At 59.3% G+C, this 16,475-nt stretch carries 14 protein-coding genes and 1 tRNA gene; 10 read left to right on the forward strand and 5 right to left on the reverse strand.

What is annotated here, in order from left to right; all coding sequences use genetic code 11:
• Positions 1 to 61 precede the first annotated feature (61 nt).
• Positions 62 to 1,000 (forward strand): pirin family protein, encoded by a 939-nt coding sequence (locus V8J85_RS01945; protein WP_339951686.1) that lies wholly within the window; start codon positions 62 to 64, stop codon positions 998 to 1,000.
• Here the strand turns inward: V8J85_RS01945 and V8J85_RS01950 are convergent, their stop codons facing one another.
• Positions 1,001 to 1,693: a LytTR family DNA-binding domain-containing protein gene (locus tag V8J85_RS01950; RefSeq protein ID WP_339951688.1), complete on the reverse strand. Its 693-nt coding sequence runs from the start codon at positions 1,691 to 1,693 to the stop codon at positions 1,001 to 1,003.
• Between V8J85_RS01950 and V8J85_RS01955 the strand changes: the two genes are divergently transcribed.
• Both V8J85_RS01955 and V8J85_RS01960 read left to right on the forward strand, forming a co-directional pair.
• Positions 1,692 to 1,991, forward strand: a complete 300-nt coding sequence (locus V8J85_RS01955; protein ID WP_339951690.1) for a hypothetical protein — start codon at positions 1,692 to 1,694, stop codon at positions 1,989 to 1,991. The genes V8J85_RS01950 and V8J85_RS01955 overlap by 2 nt on opposite strands.
• A 155-nt stretch (positions 1,992 to 2,146) precedes the next feature.
• Positions 2,147 to 2,223, forward strand: a tRNA-Asp gene (locus V8J85_RS01960).
• Positions 2,224 to 2,228: 5 nt separating this feature from the next.
• Here V8J85_RS01960 and V8J85_RS01965 read toward each other — a convergent pair.
• On the reverse strand, positions 2,229 to 3,542 hold the full coding sequence (locus tag V8J85_RS01965) for a S41 family peptidase (protein ID WP_339951692.1): 1,314 nt from the start codon (positions 3,540 to 3,542) through the stop codon (positions 2,229 to 2,231).
• Positions 3,539 to 4,912, reverse strand: coding sequence for a M20/M25/M40 family metallo-hydrolase (locus V8J85_RS01970; RefSeq protein ID WP_339951694.1), 1,374 nt, complete (start codon positions 4,910 to 4,912; stop codon positions 3,539 to 3,541). The genes V8J85_RS01965 and V8J85_RS01970 overlap by 4 nt, the downstream gene beginning before the upstream one ends.
• Positions 4,913 to 5,001: 89 nt before the next feature.
• Between V8J85_RS01970 and V8J85_RS01975 the strand changes: the two genes are divergently transcribed.
• The 4 genes from V8J85_RS01975 to ispG all read left to right on the forward strand — a co-directional run bounded on the left by V8J85_RS01975 (position 5,002) and on the right by ispG (position 9,664).
• Entirely contained in the window at positions 5,002 to 5,760 is a 759-nt protein-coding gene (locus V8J85_RS01975) for a hypothetical protein (RefSeq protein WP_339951696.1), read from the forward strand.
• Positions 5,761 to 5,933: 173 nt separating this feature from the next.
• Positions 5,934 to 7,157: a 5-aminolevulinate synthase gene (hemA, locus tag V8J85_RS01980; protein ID WP_339951698.1), complete on the forward strand. Its 1,224-nt coding sequence runs from the start codon at positions 5,934 to 5,936 to the stop codon at positions 7,155 to 7,157.
• Between the two features lie 112 nt (positions 7,158 to 7,269).
• Positions 7,270 to 8,463, forward strand: a complete 1,194-nt coding sequence (locus V8J85_RS01985; protein ID WP_339951700.1) for a helix-turn-helix domain-containing protein — start codon at positions 7,270 to 7,272, stop codon at positions 8,461 to 8,463.
• A gap of 76 nt (positions 8,464 to 8,539) precedes the next feature.
• On the forward strand, positions 8,540 to 9,664 hold the full coding sequence (ispG, locus tag V8J85_RS01990) for a flavodoxin-dependent (E)-4-hydroxy-3-methylbut-2-enyl-diphosphate synthase (RefSeq protein ID WP_339951702.1): 1,125 nt from the start codon (positions 8,540 to 8,542) through the stop codon (positions 9,662 to 9,664).
• A 333-nt stretch (positions 9,665 to 9,997) separates the two neighbouring features.
• Here the strand turns inward: ispG and V8J85_RS01995 are convergent, their stop codons facing one another.
• Positions 9,998 to 10,747, reverse strand: coding sequence for a DsbA family protein (locus V8J85_RS01995; RefSeq protein ID WP_339951704.1), 750 nt, complete (start codon positions 10,745 to 10,747; stop codon positions 9,998 to 10,000).
• A gap of 119 nt (positions 10,748 to 10,866) precedes the next feature.
• Between V8J85_RS01995 and V8J85_RS02000 the strand changes: the two genes are divergently transcribed.
• Positions 10,867 to 12,012, forward strand: a complete 1,146-nt coding sequence (locus V8J85_RS02000; RefSeq protein WP_339951706.1) for a pyridoxal phosphate-dependent aminotransferase — start codon at positions 10,867 to 10,869, stop codon at positions 12,010 to 12,012.
• A complete protein-coding gene (locus V8J85_RS02005; RefSeq protein ID WP_339951708.1) occupies positions 12,009 to 13,151 on the forward strand; it encodes an N-acetylmuramoyl-L-alanine amidase in 1,143 nt (380 codons plus the stop codon). The genes V8J85_RS02000 and V8J85_RS02005 overlap by 4 nt, the downstream gene beginning before the upstream one ends.
• Here V8J85_RS02005 and V8J85_RS02010 read toward each other — a convergent pair.
• Positions 13,148 to 13,756: a class I SAM-dependent DNA methyltransferase gene (locus tag V8J85_RS02010; RefSeq protein WP_339951710.1), complete on the reverse strand. Its 609-nt coding sequence runs from the start codon at positions 13,754 to 13,756 to the stop codon at positions 13,148 to 13,150. The two genes, V8J85_RS02005 and V8J85_RS02010, sit on opposite strands and share 4 nt — an antisense overlap.
• 139 nt (positions 13,757 to 13,895) lie before the next feature.
• Here V8J85_RS02010 and V8J85_RS02015 point away from each other — a divergent pair, with 139 nt between their 5' ends.
• Positions 13,896 to 16,427, forward strand: coding sequence for a penicillin-binding protein 1A (locus V8J85_RS02015; RefSeq protein WP_339951711.1), 2,532 nt, complete (start codon positions 13,896 to 13,898; stop codon positions 16,425 to 16,427).
• Positions 16,428 to 16,475 lie beyond the last annotated feature (48 nt).

Genomic DNA, 16,475 nt, shown 5'->3' on the forward strand with positions numbered 1-16,475 from the left:
ATCGCGCCAGCAGGGACCAAGTTATTGACAGTATTCAACTGAAACCCTGATTGGACCCACGATGAGCTGGAACCCTGCCCTTGATCCCGATTGCCCCACCGACGATGATATCGATGCGATCGAAACCGTGATCGTCCCGCGTGCCCGCGACCTTGGCGGTTTTGAGGTGCGGCGCGCCTTACCCGCGCCGCGCAGACAGATGGTCGGGCCGTTCATCTTTTTCGATCAGATGGGCCCGGCGGAATTCGTGACCGGCGAAGGGCTGGATGTGCGCCCGCATCCGCATATCGGCTTGGCGACGGTGACGTACCTGCTGAAGGGGGCCATTCACCATCGCGATAGTCTGGGCACGGATCAGTGGATTCATCCGGGCGCGATGAACCTGATGATCGCCGGGCAGGGGATCACCCATTCCGAACGGATGGATGGCGCCGCGCGGGCGCAACCCCAAAGCCTGCTTGGCATCCAGACATGGCTTGCCTTGCCCAAGGGAGCCGAAGACCGGGATGCCGGTTTTATCCATGCGCCAGAGGCCGACCTGCCGCTGATCACCGGGGAGGGGAAAGAGGTGCGCCTGGTGCTGGGCCATGCTTATGGAGAGCGTGCACCCGTCGAAACACCGTCCGAGATGTTCTATCTGGATGCGCAACTGCAACCCGGCGCGTCCCTTCCGATGCCGGATGATCACGAAGATCGCGGCGCTTATGTATTGGAGGGAACGGTCACGATCGCCGGGCAGGATTTTCCGGCTGGTCAGATGATGGTGTTTCGGCCAGGTGACCGCATCAATATGAAGGCGGGTCCGGAAGGGGCCCGTGTCATGCTGCTTGGTGGCGCGACGCTGGAGGGAGATCGCTACATCTGGTGGAATTTCGTCGCGTCGAGCCGCGAGCGGATCGAAGAGGCAAAAGAGGCATGGCGCGCCGGTGATTGGCAAAATGGGCGTTTTCAGCTGCCACCCGGTGATGATCAAGAGTTCATCCCGTTGCCGGATCGCTGATCACCAGTCTTTGTTGTGGTCCAACCATCGTTGGATATCCGCCGCCCGCGCCTTGGCGACAGGTACTTCGGTATCGTCATCCAGTTTTACCTGCGGCTTGCCGTTGGTTTGGATAAGCCGCGGCTGTGCAGCGGCGGAGATCCACCATGACCGATGCGGCTGAAAACCATCGGCGGCATCGACTTGCGCCAGGGCGTCCCGCATCCGTCCGCGGATCATGATCGTATCGTTGGGCAGGCCGATGCGGATGTAATGCTCTTGTGCATGCAGATAGCGCACGCGCGACAACGGCACCGATCGGTCGCCGATGTTCAACAGGCGCGGCGCGGCCTCTTCCTCGGCCTCGGTGTCCTGGCCGGTGCCTTGCAGGACGAAGCGAATGAACAACGTCTCGAGCGTCAGCCCGGTGACGAGGACGTTGAAATACAATGGGAACGCGCTTTCGCGGTGTTCCATACCGGTGAACACCACGATAAGACCACGGGCCAAAACGAAAACGGCCAACAGTCCCAGGGCCGATGTGATGGGTGTGTATAGCGGCAGGCGGGGGAGGGCGGTTTGCAGCATCGCCAAAAGGCCGATGACCAGAAAGACGACGCTGGTGTAGGCAAGGATCGATGTCGTCCAGATGAAAACGGCGAAGGGTGCGCCGTGGACCGCACGTACGTCGTTGGGGTCACCCGCAAACAACATGGCACCGCAAAGCGCAAGAAAAATGAGCCCGGTGGGGCGTACCAGCAATTTCACGTATCGTGAAATGCTCAACGTGAATTTCCCGAAAAACACGTCATGCAGAACGACTTCGCGACAAAAGGCTTTTTGGATGCGGCCAAGACGTGTCACAGAGAATTATCTTTCAAGTGGTGCCGCGGGAACGGCGCTGGTGTTGGATGAAAAGACTGTTTCAAAAGGGTCTTTCGGTAAGGGCATTTTCGATGAGTTTCATGGTAAATTTGTGTGCCCTTACCGCACTTTTTACGGCATAAAATAGATGAATTCTGTCACAATCACGGCATTGGCCCGGCAGCCGGGTCAATGCGGCGATGTATTGACTTGCCCGGTGTTTGTCGCGGCGGCGTTTTCTGACAAAAACCGGGAAAATGGCATTGACGGCTTGCGACACTTGGCCTATTCCGCCCTTCACGCGCGGTTGTAGCTCAGCTGGTTAGAGTACCGGCCTGTCACGCCGGGGGTCGCGGGTTCGAGCCCCGTCAACCGCGCCACTTTTTCACCCGTCGTTCAAGAATGCGATCGCGGCATCTAGCTGCGTATCGATGCCGTCTTTGGCCTTCTCCACGTCGACCGCGACAGTGAGATCGGGCGGGATGCCGATCCTCTCGTAAAGACGACCATCCGAAGTGAAATACCGCTGATGTGACAGCCCCAGTTCCCAGCCATTGGGCAAGCTGAAATCCAGGACATCGGATAGCCCGCCTGACGTCGGCGTGCCCAATACCGTCACCTGCGGCAGTTCACGCATGGCCATGGTAAAGATCTCGGCGGCGCTGCCGGTGAATCCGGTCGTCAAAACGACGGTTGGCTGCGTCAGATACGTTTCACCAGAGGGCCGCACACTGACATGCAGCGGATCGGTATAGCCGGTTTCCGTCCGGATTGTCTTGGACAGTGCGGGCCGTTCCTGATCGGTGAAATAACTGGCATAGGCCAGTGACACATCATCGCTGCCACCCGGATTGTATCGCACGTCGATGATGATGCCCTTGGCATTGGCAAAGGCCCTCGCGACATTGGCAAAGTCGGAACGGGCAGCGTCGGCCGTTTTGCGATTCAGCCCACCATCAGCCCGCATCTGGGTCAGGTAGACATATCCGATCCCCTCCGCCGCCCATCCATACAGGATGCCGCTGCCGTCGATCGCTGTCAGTTCATTGAATTGCGCCAGCGTATTGTCCCGCACCATGTGCCGGTCTTCATGCCACTCCGGCCGGGTTTCCGGAGAGTGGACCTCGCCTTGGGTGGTCGCGATGTAAAGGTGACCATCATTCAGCCCAGCGAGCGCCTGCTTGAACAGATCGAACAGCGCATCATCGTCCAACACCGTGTCCGTATCAGGTCTGTACCTTGTCCGTCGCGCCGCCCAATCGATCCCGTGCAGATCGAAAAAGGCATAATGTTCCGCCATCGCGTGCCAGAATACGTCGAAATTCTCTTGCGCGGTTCCGGGGCTGGCGGGGGGCGTGCTGCATAGATCAGGCAATGCCGTAATGGGATTGGCGTGGATCGGATTGATCACGCCCCCGGCATCGATCCGCAGGCGGTCGGCTTCGGCGGTGATTTCGACTTCTTCCAAAGCGTTCAGAAGCCATAGATGCGCGGGCAGGCGATCGACCCGCATACAACTGACATCGGTGACTTGATAAAGGTCGATGATGGCGGGTCCGATATCCAAATGCAGGCCATAGCCTTCGGTCTTCCAGGTGCCACGCATCTGGCTATTGGGTTTATAGACGAACCAGCTGACCGCGATGATCGCCACGACAGCCGTGATCGCCCCCAACACCCATTTCAGCGGTCTGATCACTTTGTCATCGCGTGCAGGATGCGCGCCCAGGATCGCATGCCCTTATGGAACGAAGACAGGTCGTATTTTTCGTTGGGTGAGTGGATTTGGTCGTCGTCTTTGCCGTAACCGATCAGCATCGCATCCATACCAAGGATATCCTTGAAATAACCTGCAATCGGGATCGACCCGCCGCACCCGACATAGGCCGCCGGGTTGGGCCATTCGTCCGACAGTGCCTTGCGCGCCTGTTCGAATGCGGGATGGGTCGTCGTCATCTGCCCGGCCGGACCGGCGCCATGATCGCTGAACGTGACCTCACAATCGGGTGGCAACATATCCTGCACCATCTTCCGAAAGTTTTTGCGGATTTTCAGCGGGTCCTGCTGCCCGACAAGGCGAAAACTGATCTTGGCATGCGCCTGTGACGGCAAAACCGTCTTGAAGCCCGCACCGGTATAACCGGACCACATCCCGTTGACCTCGCAAGTCGGGCGCGACCACAGCATTTCAAGCGGGCGGCGGCCATGCTCACCAGCGGGCTCGGACAGTCCAACCTCACCCAGAAAGCGCTTTTCATCGAATTTCAGGTCGTCCCAAGCGGCTGTCAGTTCGTTAGAGAGTTCAGGGACGCCATCATAGAAATCCGGGATTGTGATCCGGCCGGTATCGTCGTGAAGCGACGCGATGATCCGCGCCAAGACCCGGGCGGGGTTCATGGCAAGGCCCCCATACATGCCCGAATGCAGGTCCTTGTTTGGTCCTGTGATCGTCAGTTCCTCACCCAACAACCCACGCAGTTGGGTGATGATCGTCGGCGTGTCGTCACCATAAAGGCCGGTATCGCAAATCAGCGCGATATCGGCGGTCAGTTCATCCCGGTTCTCTTCCATGAACGGCACGAGGGAGGGCGAACCGGATTCCTCCTCACCCTCGAAAAAGATCGAGATATTGGCGGGCAGGCTTCCGTGAACAGCTTTCCACGCGCGGCAGGCCTCGACAAAGGTCATCAACTGGCCCTTGTCATCTGACGAACCACGTCCGCGAATGACCTTGCCATTTGGCGTATCCTCGACCTGCGGATCGAACGGGTCACGATCCCAAAGCTCAAGCGGATCAACAGGTTGCACGTCATAGTGCCCGTAGAACATGACATGTGGACCTGTGCCATCGCTATGCGCGACAACCATGGGGTGGCCCGGTGTTGTGCGTTTGCTGGCAGTAAATCCGATGGAATTCAGATCATTGACCAGCCAGTCCGCCGCTTTGTCGCATTCCGCGACATAAGCTGGATCTGTGGAAATCGACTGAATGCGCAGCAAGGCAAGCAGGCGGTCTGTCGCGTCCGACAGATGTGCATCGATATGTTCGAGGACGGGATCGAGCGTCATGATATGGCCTTTCTTTTCCGCTTTTTGGCAGGGTGACAGGATGTTGGCCGGGGTCAATCCGATTCCGCGAACGGAGGAAGGGATCGAAGATGTTGCAAGAGTATTGGGACATTTGGGCACATGACATTTTCGGCGGGCATGTGCGCCTTGCAGCTGCGGCCTTGGCAGGGATCGTGGGCGGCGGCGTGGTTGGTCTTTTCAAGATGTTTTTTCGCAATGACATCGATAGCGTTCAAAGAAAATTCCACGATGAGCGGCGCGAGAAAGTCGCGGGGCGCCTTGGGCCGGCGGCGACATCGGCAGAGATCGACGCAGAGATCGAACGTGTTATCGCGCGTGAGCGGGCCGAAGCGCTGGAGGTCCCCGACATTGTGATCCAACTGGCCCAGCGGCCGCAAGATGGGCGGTATTTCGACGCTTTGCGCCGTTTCGCACAGACCAAGTATCAAAACAGTCAGGCACTTCACCCCCTGGAAACCCTGTCGCGTGGTCCGCTGGGGTTTGTCGCGGATATGCTGGGATCGGATGGTCCTGCTTGTCTGGATCGCTACGACACCGCGCTGCCCCACAGAACGTGGGAATTGCAGAACGCCGTCCGTCAGATCGGCCTGCCCGATTACGCCGATCCGATCGACAAGGCGACGGGCATCTATCTGCATCGCAAACAATTTCTGATGGATGCGATTGCGACCGGCATGCCGCGGGAACAGGCTGCCGCGCATCCGGATTTGCCCGGCTATGACGGCGTTGCGGGGCAGCTTGGGCGCTTGGGGGGCTATGAGACGTTCGTTGCGGCGGCAGATGCGTATCTAAAGGAAAACTATCCATGGCAGGATGCAGGTCAGTAATCCCTGACTTGATCCAGATCATTGTCGGGTTACGCTGAACCCATACATTTTGATGACGTAGGGCGACAGTTTGTAGCGTATTGCCCGGGGCAATTCAGCCCTATATGACCTTAGAACGATTCAAAGACCGGACCGGCGTGCACTGCTTGGTGGATGGTATGAAGGGGAAATCAGTGGATTATTCTGCACAGCTGGACACCGCAATCGCACGCTTGCACGACGAAGGCCGTTATCGCACTTTTATCGATATCGAGCGGAAACGCGGCCAGTTTCCCCATGCGACATGGTCGAAACCCGACGGAACCGAAACGCCGGTCACCGTTTGGTGTGGCAATGATTATCTGGGCATGGGCCAGCATCCGGTGGTGCTGGAAGCGATGCACGAAGCGATCGATGCGACGGGGGCCGGATCGGGCGGGACGCGGAATATCTCGGGCACGACGGTTTATCACAAGCGGCTCGAGGCGGAGTTGTCCGACCTGCACCGTAAAGAGGCTGCTTTGCTTTTCACCAGCGCCTATATTGCCAATGACGCAACGCTCAGCACGCTGCCCAAACTTTTTCCCGGTCTGATCATCTATTCGGATCAACTGAATCACGCTTCGATGATCGAGGGCGTGCGCCGCAATGGCGGCGCCAAGCGGATTTTCCGGCATAACGATCTGGACCATCTTCGCGAATTGCTGGCAGCGGATGATCCCGCAGCGCCCAAACTGATCGCGTTCGAATCGATCTATTCGATGGATGGCGATTTTGGCCCGATCGCGGCGATCTGTGACCTGGCCGATGAATTCGGTGCGCTGACTTACATCGACGAGGTGCATGCCGTCGGCATGTATGGCCCACGCGGCGGCGGCGTGGCCGAGCGTGATGGCCTGATGGGGCGCATCGACATCATCAACGGGACGCTGGCAAAGGCCTATGGGGTAATGGGCGGCTATATCGCGGCATCGGCAAAAATGTGCGACGCGATAAGATCTTACGCGCCGGGTTTCATCTTTACGACGTCGCTGCCACCGGCCGTAGCGGCCGGTGCCGCGGCAAGTGTCGCGCATCTGAAGACCGATAATGCGCTGCGCGAACGGCATCAGACCCAAGCGAAGGTACTGAAATTGCGGCTGAAAGGGATGGGCCTGCCAATTATCGATCATGGCAGCCACATCGTGCCGCTGATCGTGGGTGATCCGGTTCACACCAAGCAGCTTTCGGACATGTTGCTGGCGGATTTCGGCATCTACGTTCAGCCGATCAATTTTCCAACCGTGCCCCGCGGCACCGAGCGGCTGCGCTTTACTCCGTCGCCCGTTCACGGACCGCGCGAAATGGATGCACTGGTCGGCGCCTTGGATGATCTTTGGTCGCATTGTGCGCTAAATCGCGCTGACCTTGCTGGCTAAGTCTTTTTCAAGATGTGCATGAAGGTTGTGGATATGTTACGGTTTTACAGCCGTTTTTTTCGATTTGATTCGGAAATGTCGCGGTGCGGGGCAGTAAACGACGGGACAGTCGATGATCGGGAAGGACTCCAGGCGCGATGATGCGGCCGATGTCGAGCAGGCCAAAGGGTTTGACGACTACGAGCTGCGTTTGGGCGACGTCATGCGTGGTGAGCGTGCGACGATGGGAAAGAGTCTGCTTGACGTTCAACGTGAATTAAAGATCAAAGCCGCTTACATCGCCGCTATCGAAAACGCCGATCCCTCCGCCTTTGACACGCCGGGATTTATCGCCGGGTATGTGCGGTCCTATGCCCGCTATCTGAACATGAACCCGGAAGAGACATTCGCGGCATTCTGCAAGGAAAGCGGTTTTGCGACAGCCCATGGCATGTCGGCTCAGGCGTCGTCGCGGAAAGCGTCGGCGGGCGAACCGGCGACGACCCCGCTTGGCAAGGATATTTTCGCTGACGCCCCCACACCGTTCATTCCGGCGGGCGAGGCGATGTTTTCGCAGATTGAACCGCGTGCCATCGGCTCGATCGCTGTCGTTCTCGCGATGATCGGCGGCCTTGGCTATGGTGGCTGGACGATCCTGCAAGAGGTGCAGAAGGTGCAATTCGCGCCGGTCGAACAAACACCGGTCGTGATTTCCGATCTTGATCCTTTGGCGGGCGCATCGAACGCGATCGAAAGCGGCAACAACGTCGCTGCGATCGATAATCCGTCGCCGGAAGCCCTGGATCGTCTTTATCGCCCGCAGGCCCTGGACGTGCCGGTGCTGGTCGCGCGCGACGCGCCGATTTCGACGCTGACACCGGGAACGATCGGCGCGCTGATCCCGCAGGAAGAGCCTGCCGAGGCGATGATCGTCGCTGATCTTCCCCCGACCGAGCGCAGCGCGCCACCGGTTCAGGTGGTCGAACCACCTGTGCCGGAGTTGCAGCTTGTCGCCGTTCGCCCCGCCTGGGTGCGTGTGCGCGCCGCGGATGGGTCTGTCATCTACGAAGGCGTGATGGAGCCCGGGCAGAACTTTGTCGTCCCCGCCACCGAAGAGCCTGCGACATTGCGGGTCGGTGAAAGCGGCGCGATGTATTTCGCCGTGAATGGCGTGCATTACGGCCCGGTGGGTGATCGTGGCGTGGTGACGTCCAATGTGCAGTTGACGACCAATAGCGTGACGGCGGCATACACCGTGGCCGACTTGACCGCAGATGATGATCTGGCCGAGATCGTCAACGTGGCCGAGGTCGTCTCGGACGAATAATCGCAGTCCTCACGGTTGCTGCACGCGCGTCAGCTGCCTAGGTTAAGGTTGAACCTATTCAGCGGAAAGCGCGCCCATGTCACTCAATCACATTCGTCCATGGCGGAACATCTATCGGCGAAAATCGCGCCAGATCATGGTCGGGTCCGTACCGGTGGGTGGCGATGCGCCGATTTCGGTGCAGACGATGACCAACACGCTGACGACGGATGTGAAGGCCACGATCGATCAGGTGAATGCGGCGACCGAGGCGGGGGCGGATATCGTCCGTATTTCGGTGCCCGACGAGGCGTCGAGCGCGGCGCTGAAACAGATCGTTCCGCATGTATCGGTGCCGATCGTTGCGGACATCCATTTCCACTACAAGCGCGGCATCGAGGCGGCTGAGGCGGGCGCGGCCTGTCTGCGGATCAATCCCGGCAATATCGGGGATGAAAGGCGCGTGCGCGAGGTGATCAAGGCGGCGCGCGATCATAATTGTTCGATCCGGATCGGTGTGAATGCCGGATCGTTGGAAAAACATCTGCTTGAGAAATATGGTGAGCCGACGCCGGAGGCGATGGTCGAAAGTGGCTTGGACCATATCAAGATATTGCAGGACAACGATTTTCACGAGTTCAAGATTTCCTGCAAGGCGTCCGATGTGTTCATGGCGGCTGCCGCGTATCAGCAACTGGCTGAGGCCACCGATGCCCCGATACATCTGGGGATCACCGAGGCCGGGGGGCTGGTGTCCGGGACGATCAAATCGGCGATCGGTTTGGGCAACTTACTGTGGATGGGGATCGGGGACACGATCCGGGTGAGCCTGTCGGCCGATCCCGTGGAAGAGGTGAAGGTCGGCTATGAAATCCTGAAATCGCTGGGATTACGCCATCGCGGTGTGAACATCATTTCCTGCCCATCCTGCGCGCGACAAGGGTTCGACGTGATCAAGACCGTCGAGATTTTGGAGAAGCGGCTGGAGCATATCAAGACACCGATGTCGCTGTCGATCATCGGTTGTGTGGTCAACGGCCCGGGTGAGGCGCTGATGACGGATGTCGGCTTTACCGGTGGCGGGAATGGGGCCGGCATGGTGTATCTGGCGGGCAAGCAGAGCCATAAGCAATCGAACGATGACATGATCGAACATATCGTAGAGCAGGTGGAAAAGAAGGCGGCCGAGCTGGATGCGCAGACGGATGTCGCGGCGGAGTAGGCTTAAAACGCTCTTGATTGTTAAGGTGTTGTAAAGAATTGGCTATTTTTGACGGAAATTTTCTGTTGAAGCTCTGCTGATGGGCTTTCTCTTCGTAATATCAATGCCTTAAATGACTCTGGTCCTGTCGGAAAAGCGTCGGATAAACGTCGGAGTTCCGTCGGACCCTCGCGCGCGTTCCAGCTGGATTTCCTTAACCTTTGGCAGTTTTCCGGGTGAACGATGACCAAAGCGTTATGGGTCCGTTCGCGGGGTCGCCGGGCTAAGACTTTTCGTTACGAAAAGTCTTTTGGGGCATCAGTCTTCGTGACGAAGACTTATTGGGCGTTGCCTTTAATTGGCTGTTCGCAGCTCTTCGACCAGTTGTTCCATCTGCGCCAGTTCGACATAGCCCCGCACCATTTGATCCTCGAACACGAAGGTCGGTGTACCGCTGATTTGCAGCCTTTGCGCAAGCGCACGGTTTTCGCGGATGATGTCGCTGACGTCATCGCTGTCCATCGCGGCGGTGATCGCCGCAGTATCGAGCCCTAACGTATCCCCGAGGCGGTTCAATGTCTGGGCCGTCACATCGCCCTGAAACTCCATCAGCGTGTCGTGCACGTCCTTGTAGGCGTCATCGCCCGCGACCAGTTGCGTGGCGATGGCAAAGCGCGAGGCCAGGACCGATTGTTCACCCAAGATCGGCAGTTCCTTGATCACATAGCGGATGTTCCGATCAGCCTCGATCAAGGCGACGACCTCGGGGTGGGCCCGTTTGCAAAAACCGCAGCGATAGTCGAGAAATTCGACGATGCGCACGTCGCCGTCGGGGTTGCCGCCGACGAAGGAGTGGTCGTCATAAAACAGGGCATCTTCGTTCGCACCCGCCATCGCGCGGTCGGCGACGGTTTGGGCATTCTGTTCGCGTTGGCGCAGAATGCCGATCGCCTCTTGCAGAACTTCGGGGTTTTCGAGCAAGTAGGACCGTACCTCTTCCCCGAAAATCGCCCGTTCTTCATCCGTCATCGCATCAAGCTCTAGCCCAAAGGTCGGTTGTGCGGTCAGCATGAGGATAGGAAGGGTCAGACGAAGAAGCATCATGCACGCTTTCAAAGGGATACCATGCCCTTTCAAAGATCATATCCGCCGCCGCGTGCCAAGATGCATTGACGTCACATGCCGGTGAGGGGCAAACAGGCACAAAACAAGAAGGGCAGCAGATGCGGCGATCGGTCAGAGGCGACGTTGATCCGTTTATCGTCATGGACGTGATGGAGGCCGCACGCCGGGCCGAGGCGTCGGGCCGCGATATCGTGCATATGGAGGTCGGGCAGCCGGGGACGGGCGCGCCGCGGGCCGCGCTGGAGAAGCTGGCGAGTGCTTTGGACCAGCCGCTTGGCTATACCGTTGGCCTGGGGCTGCCCGCGTTGCGGGATCGCATCGCGCGTCATTATGGCGAATGGTACGATCTGGACCTCGACCCCCATCGCATCGTCATCACGAGCGGGGCGTCGGGGGCTTTCCTGTTGGCCTTTTCCGCATTGTTCGACAACGGCGCGCGGGTGGGTTTGGGAACGCCCTGTTATCCGTCGTATCGTCAGATCCTGAAAGCCGTCGGGTTGGTGCCTGTCGATATTCCGACACGCTTTGAACATCGGTTCCAACCGCAACCTGCCGATGTGGCCGCCCGCGACCTTGAGGGTCTGATCGTCGCGTCCCCGGCCAATCCGACCGGTGCGATGCTGGACAAGGCGGCCTTGTCCGATCTTGCCGCGGCCTGCGCCGATCATGACGTCGCCTTCGTGTCGGACGAGATTTACCATGGCATCGATTACGACACATCCCCGGTAACGGCGTTGTCGGTCACGGATGATGTCTATGTGGTAAATTCGTTTTCCAAGTATTTTTCGATGACCGGTTGGCGGGTCGGTTGGATGGTCGTCCCCGAAGATCATGTGCGCACCGTGGAACGGCTGGCGCAGAACATGTTCATCTGCGCGCCGCATGCCGCCCAGCTTTTGGCGCTGCACGCGATGGATTGCACCGAAGAGTTGCAGGCGAACAAGGCGACCTATACCAAAAACCGCGACTTGATGATTGCAGGACTGCACGCTGCGGGTTTCGACAGGTTCGCCCCGCCGGATGGGGCCTTTTACATATATGTCGATGTGTCGGCTTACACGGATGATGCGCAGGTCTTTGCCCGCGAGATATTGGATCGGGCTGGTGTCGCCGTGACCCCCGGTCTTGATTTCGACGCGACGCGCGGCCATCGCTGGTTACGGTTTTCATATGCCCGATCCACAGCGGATATGCGGGAGGGGTTGGATCGTTTGGCGGCGTTCATGCAGGTCCGCGCCCGATGATCAGGCTTGCCGCTGCCATCATGATGCTGGCCAATGTGGCGATGGCGGAGGTGCGGGTGGACCCGGCGCGCAGCGTGATCAGCGACGGATGGTGGCGGTTGAATGTCGCGCTGGGTCTGTCGGATGTCACACCTTATCGCCTGTTCACGCTGGATGAACCCTATCGCCTTGTCGTTGACCTGCAGGATGTCACCTGGGGCGATGTTGCGGAGGAGCAGCTGTTGGCGCCTGGACGCGCACGTGCGGTTCAGTTCGGCACCCTTTATGATGGGTGGTCGCGTCTGGTGGTCGAATTGGCAGAGCCCATGGCCGTTGTCGAAGCGGAGATGACCACACGGCCAGACGGCCCCGCGCTTGCCATCGTGCTGAAAGGTGTCTCGGCCGAGGAATTCGCCGCGCATGCCGGTGCGCCACGCGCGGTGTTGGCGGCGGATGACAGCACGCCGCTTTCGCCCGTTGATGATGGCACCCGTGTCGTCGTTATCGACCCTGGCCATGGCGGGCTTGACCCAGGGGCGGATCAGGGCGGCGTGCATGAGGCCGACCTGATGCTTGATCTGGGTCGCGAGGTCGCGGCGGCCCTGCGGGATGTGCCGGGGATCACGGTCGTCCTGACCCGTGAGGACGACGTTTTCGTGCCGCTTGCCACCCGGGTCAGTCTGGCGCGGGCAGCGGGGGCCGATCTGCTGATTTCGTTACATGCAGATGCGCTTGAGGAGGACGAGGCGCGGGGCGCATCGGTCTATACGCTTGGCGCTGACCGGGGCGATGCGGCGAGCCGTCGGATGGTCGAACGGCATGAACGGGGTGATATCCTGTCCGACGTCGATCTGCAGGGGCAGGGGGATCTGGTCGCCAACGTGCTGATGGATATGGCGCGGCAACGGACGGGGCCAGAGGCCGCGGCGTTCGCCGATGATGTCGTCGCGCAAATGCGTGCCGCCGGCGTGCCGTTGAATTCCCGCCCGCGACGGGAAGGGCAGTTCGCCGTCCTGGCCGCCGCCGATTTCGCCGCGGTGTTGATCGAGACGGGGTTTTTGTCGGATGCGGGGGATCGCGCAAGGCTGCAGACGGCGGAAGGGCGCGCGCCGTTGGTTGATGCGATTGCCGCAGCCGTCGCAGACTGGGTCGACGGCTAACGTTTGTACTGGGCCAGCCAGACGGTGTGCTGTCCGCAATCCGGATCCTCGGGGGTGAAGCGCAGGACCTTGAACCCGTTTTCCGCAAGCAATGCATCATATTCGTCGGGTGCCAGAGAGGCGTGATAAATCGGTATGCCGGCGACGGTTCCGATCGCCTCACCCGCCATGTGCCCCGATGTGAACATCAGCGTGGCGCGGGGGGCTGCGTGCGCGGCGAAGACGGCGAACATTGCGCGCTGATCCTCGACCGACAGGTGGAAAAAACTGTCCCAGGCGATGATCGCATCGAAGGTCTGACCCAGCTTCAGCGCGCGCATGTCCGCCTCGATGACTTTGGCATGCGGTATGTTCCGGGCATAGGCCGCGACCATTGGTCCGGCCGCATCCACACCCGTCATCCGCGCGCCCCGGTCGGACAGGTAGGCGCCGATGGGTTGGCCTGTTCCGCAGCCCAGATCGAGGATGCGCACCGGCCCTGTCGCGCGCGGCGCTGCCGTCAGCATGCGGTCCAGCCAGGCCTTTTCCATCAGGCTGCGGCTGCGTGTTTTGGCCCATTCGTGGGCATGCTTTTCATAGGTTGGAATAACGTCTTCGGCTTTCATGACATCGACATGGGTAGGAACGGCCTATGCTGCAAGAGCAAGATCGTCCGACGGCGTCGTCTGAGCGACATTTGGCCTTTTGACGATCACCGGATGCGGGCGTATAAGCGAGTCCAAATAAATATAGGCAATCACTATCGTGCTGCGGTTCATCCTGTCATTTTTCGGCGCCATCTTCACCCTGCTTACGATGGGGGCGGTGATGGGTGCGCTTACGCTTGGCGGCGTATTTTACTTATATGGCCGTGACTTGCCGACATACGAGACATTGTCGCAGTACACGCCGCGGATGATCAGCCGAATCTATTCGCGCGAGGGGCGGATCATCGACGAATTCGCGCAGGAGCGTCGGCTGTATACGCCCGCCGAAGAGATTCCCGATATCGTCAAGCAGGCCTTTATCTCGGCCGAGGACAAGAATTTTTATACCCATGCCGGTTATGACCCGCGCGGTATGGCGGCTGCGTTGTACGATGCCGTCCAATCGCGGGGCGAGAATCTGCGCGGCGCGTCGACGATCACGCAGCAGGTGATGAAGAACTTTTTGCTGGACGGGTCGCGTACGGGTGTTGCGGGTATCGAACGCAAGATCAAGGAAATCATCCTTGCGACCCGGATCGAACAGGCGATGTCCAAGGAGAAGATCCTTGAACTCTACCTGACCGAAATCGACCTTGGCGTCCGGTCATTCGGTGTGACCGCCGCCTCCTTGTCATATTTCAACAAGCCCCTTGTCGAACTGACCCCGGCAGAGGCTGCATTCCTTGCGGTGCATCCAAAGGCGCCTTATAGCTATCACCCCGTAAATGACCGCGAAGCGGCGATCGGGCGGCGAAATTTCATCCTGCGCGAGATGTATCAGAACGGATATATCGACGCGAATGAGCTTGAGGTCGCGCTCGCCGATCCGCTGCGCACCGTGCAAAACGGTGATTTCCCCAGCTTCCGCGACAGCCTGCCGCCGCGTAGTTATTTCACGGATGAAATCCGTCGCCAGCTGAGTCAGAACTTTGGCGAGGAAGAGTTTTTCTCGGGCGGTCTATCGATCCGCGCGACGGTCGATCCAGAATTGCAGCTTTCCGCCGAAGAGGCGTTGCAGCGTGCGCTGGAGGAATATGACCGGAGCACCGGTGAATGGCGCGGCACGGGCGTCACCGTTCCCGAGCAGGCGTTGGACAGCGAAGAGACCTGGCGTGTCGCATTGCGCGCGGCGGATGTACCGCGCAACATCGCGCTGGAAAACAGATGGTATCCTGCCGTCGTTCTGGAGGTGGAAGAGAATCAGCTGCGTCTGGGTATCGAAGGTCTGCTTGATACAGATGCCCGGCCGTCTGTCGTCCCGCGTGAAGACATCCAATGGATGCGCGGAGATTTCTTTGAAAACTTCACACCCGGGGATGTCGTGCATGTCCGCCAGATGACGGCGGATGCGGACGGATCGTTCATTCGCTGGACGCTGCGCCAAGTGCCGGAAGTGCAAGGCGGTTTCATGGCGATGGATGTCAACAATGGTCGTGTCCTCGCCATGCAGGGTGGTTTCAGCTATGAGGATTCGGTGTTCAACCGTGCCACACAGGCACAGCGCCAGCCCGGATCATCGTTCAAGCCGTTTGTCTATGCTGCCGCGTTGGACAGTGGCTATTCACCCGCGACCATCGTCGTGGATGCCCCGATCGAGATCAATACGCCGCAAGGCACATGGCGGCCCAAGAACGCCTCGAACCAGTTTTATGGCCCAACCCCGCTGCGCACGGGGATCGAACGGTCGCGGAACCTGATGACCATTCGTCTGGCGCAGGAGATCGGGATCGATACCGTCGGTCGCTATGCCGAGCGTTTCGGCGTCTACAACGATATGAACCGGGTGCTTGCCGCATCGCTGGGGTCTGACGAGACGACGCTGTTCAAGATGGTCGCCGCCTATGCGATGTTTGCCAATGGCGGTGAGCGGGTCGAGCCTACATTGGTAGATCGTGTTCAGGACCGTTATGGCAATACGGTTTACCGTCATGATCAACGCATCTGCGAAGATTGCGATCTGGCCAATCTGCCGTCTGGACAAGGCCCGCGGATCACGTCGAACCGCGACCGTGTGATGAACGAGATCACGGCCTATCAGCTGACATCGATGATGCAGGGCGTGGTCGATCGGGGCACGGCAAGCAGCGCGATCAATCTGCCCGTGCCGATCGCCGGTAAGACGGGCACCACGAACGACGCCAAGGATGTCTGGTTCGTGGGCTTTTCGTCGAACGTCGTAGCGGGCTGTTACATCGGCTATGATACGCCCCGCACGTTGGGGCGTGGTGCATCTGGTGGTGGCCTATGCGGACCGGTGTTCAATCGCTTCATGACCGATGCGATCGAACGGTTCGGGGGCGAGCAGTTCAGCGTGCCCGCCGATTGCCAATTCATCAATATCGATCGCTTCAGCGGTGCACGCCTGCCCAACGGGGTATCGGGCGACAATGTGATCGGCGAATGTTTCCGCCCCGGCGAAGAACCGCTGTTCGGGATCATGTTCGACGGTGGCTTTGCCATGGCGGCTGACCTTCCGTTGTTCGACGAAGTGCCCCGTCAGGGCCGTCAGGTCAGGACATCGACCGGCGGCACCGCGACCGTTGGTCCGAAGGCGACGTTTGGAACGCTGTCTTCGGGTGGGTTGTACTGACCGCCGCTTCTTGCTGCGGTCGAAATCCCGCGTTATCACCTCTTGATC

It is taken from the genome of Yoonia sp. 2307UL14-13, from assembly GCF_037572755.1.
Taxonomy (GTDB): domain Bacteria; phylum Pseudomonadota; class Alphaproteobacteria; order Rhodobacterales; family Rhodobacteraceae; genus Yoonia.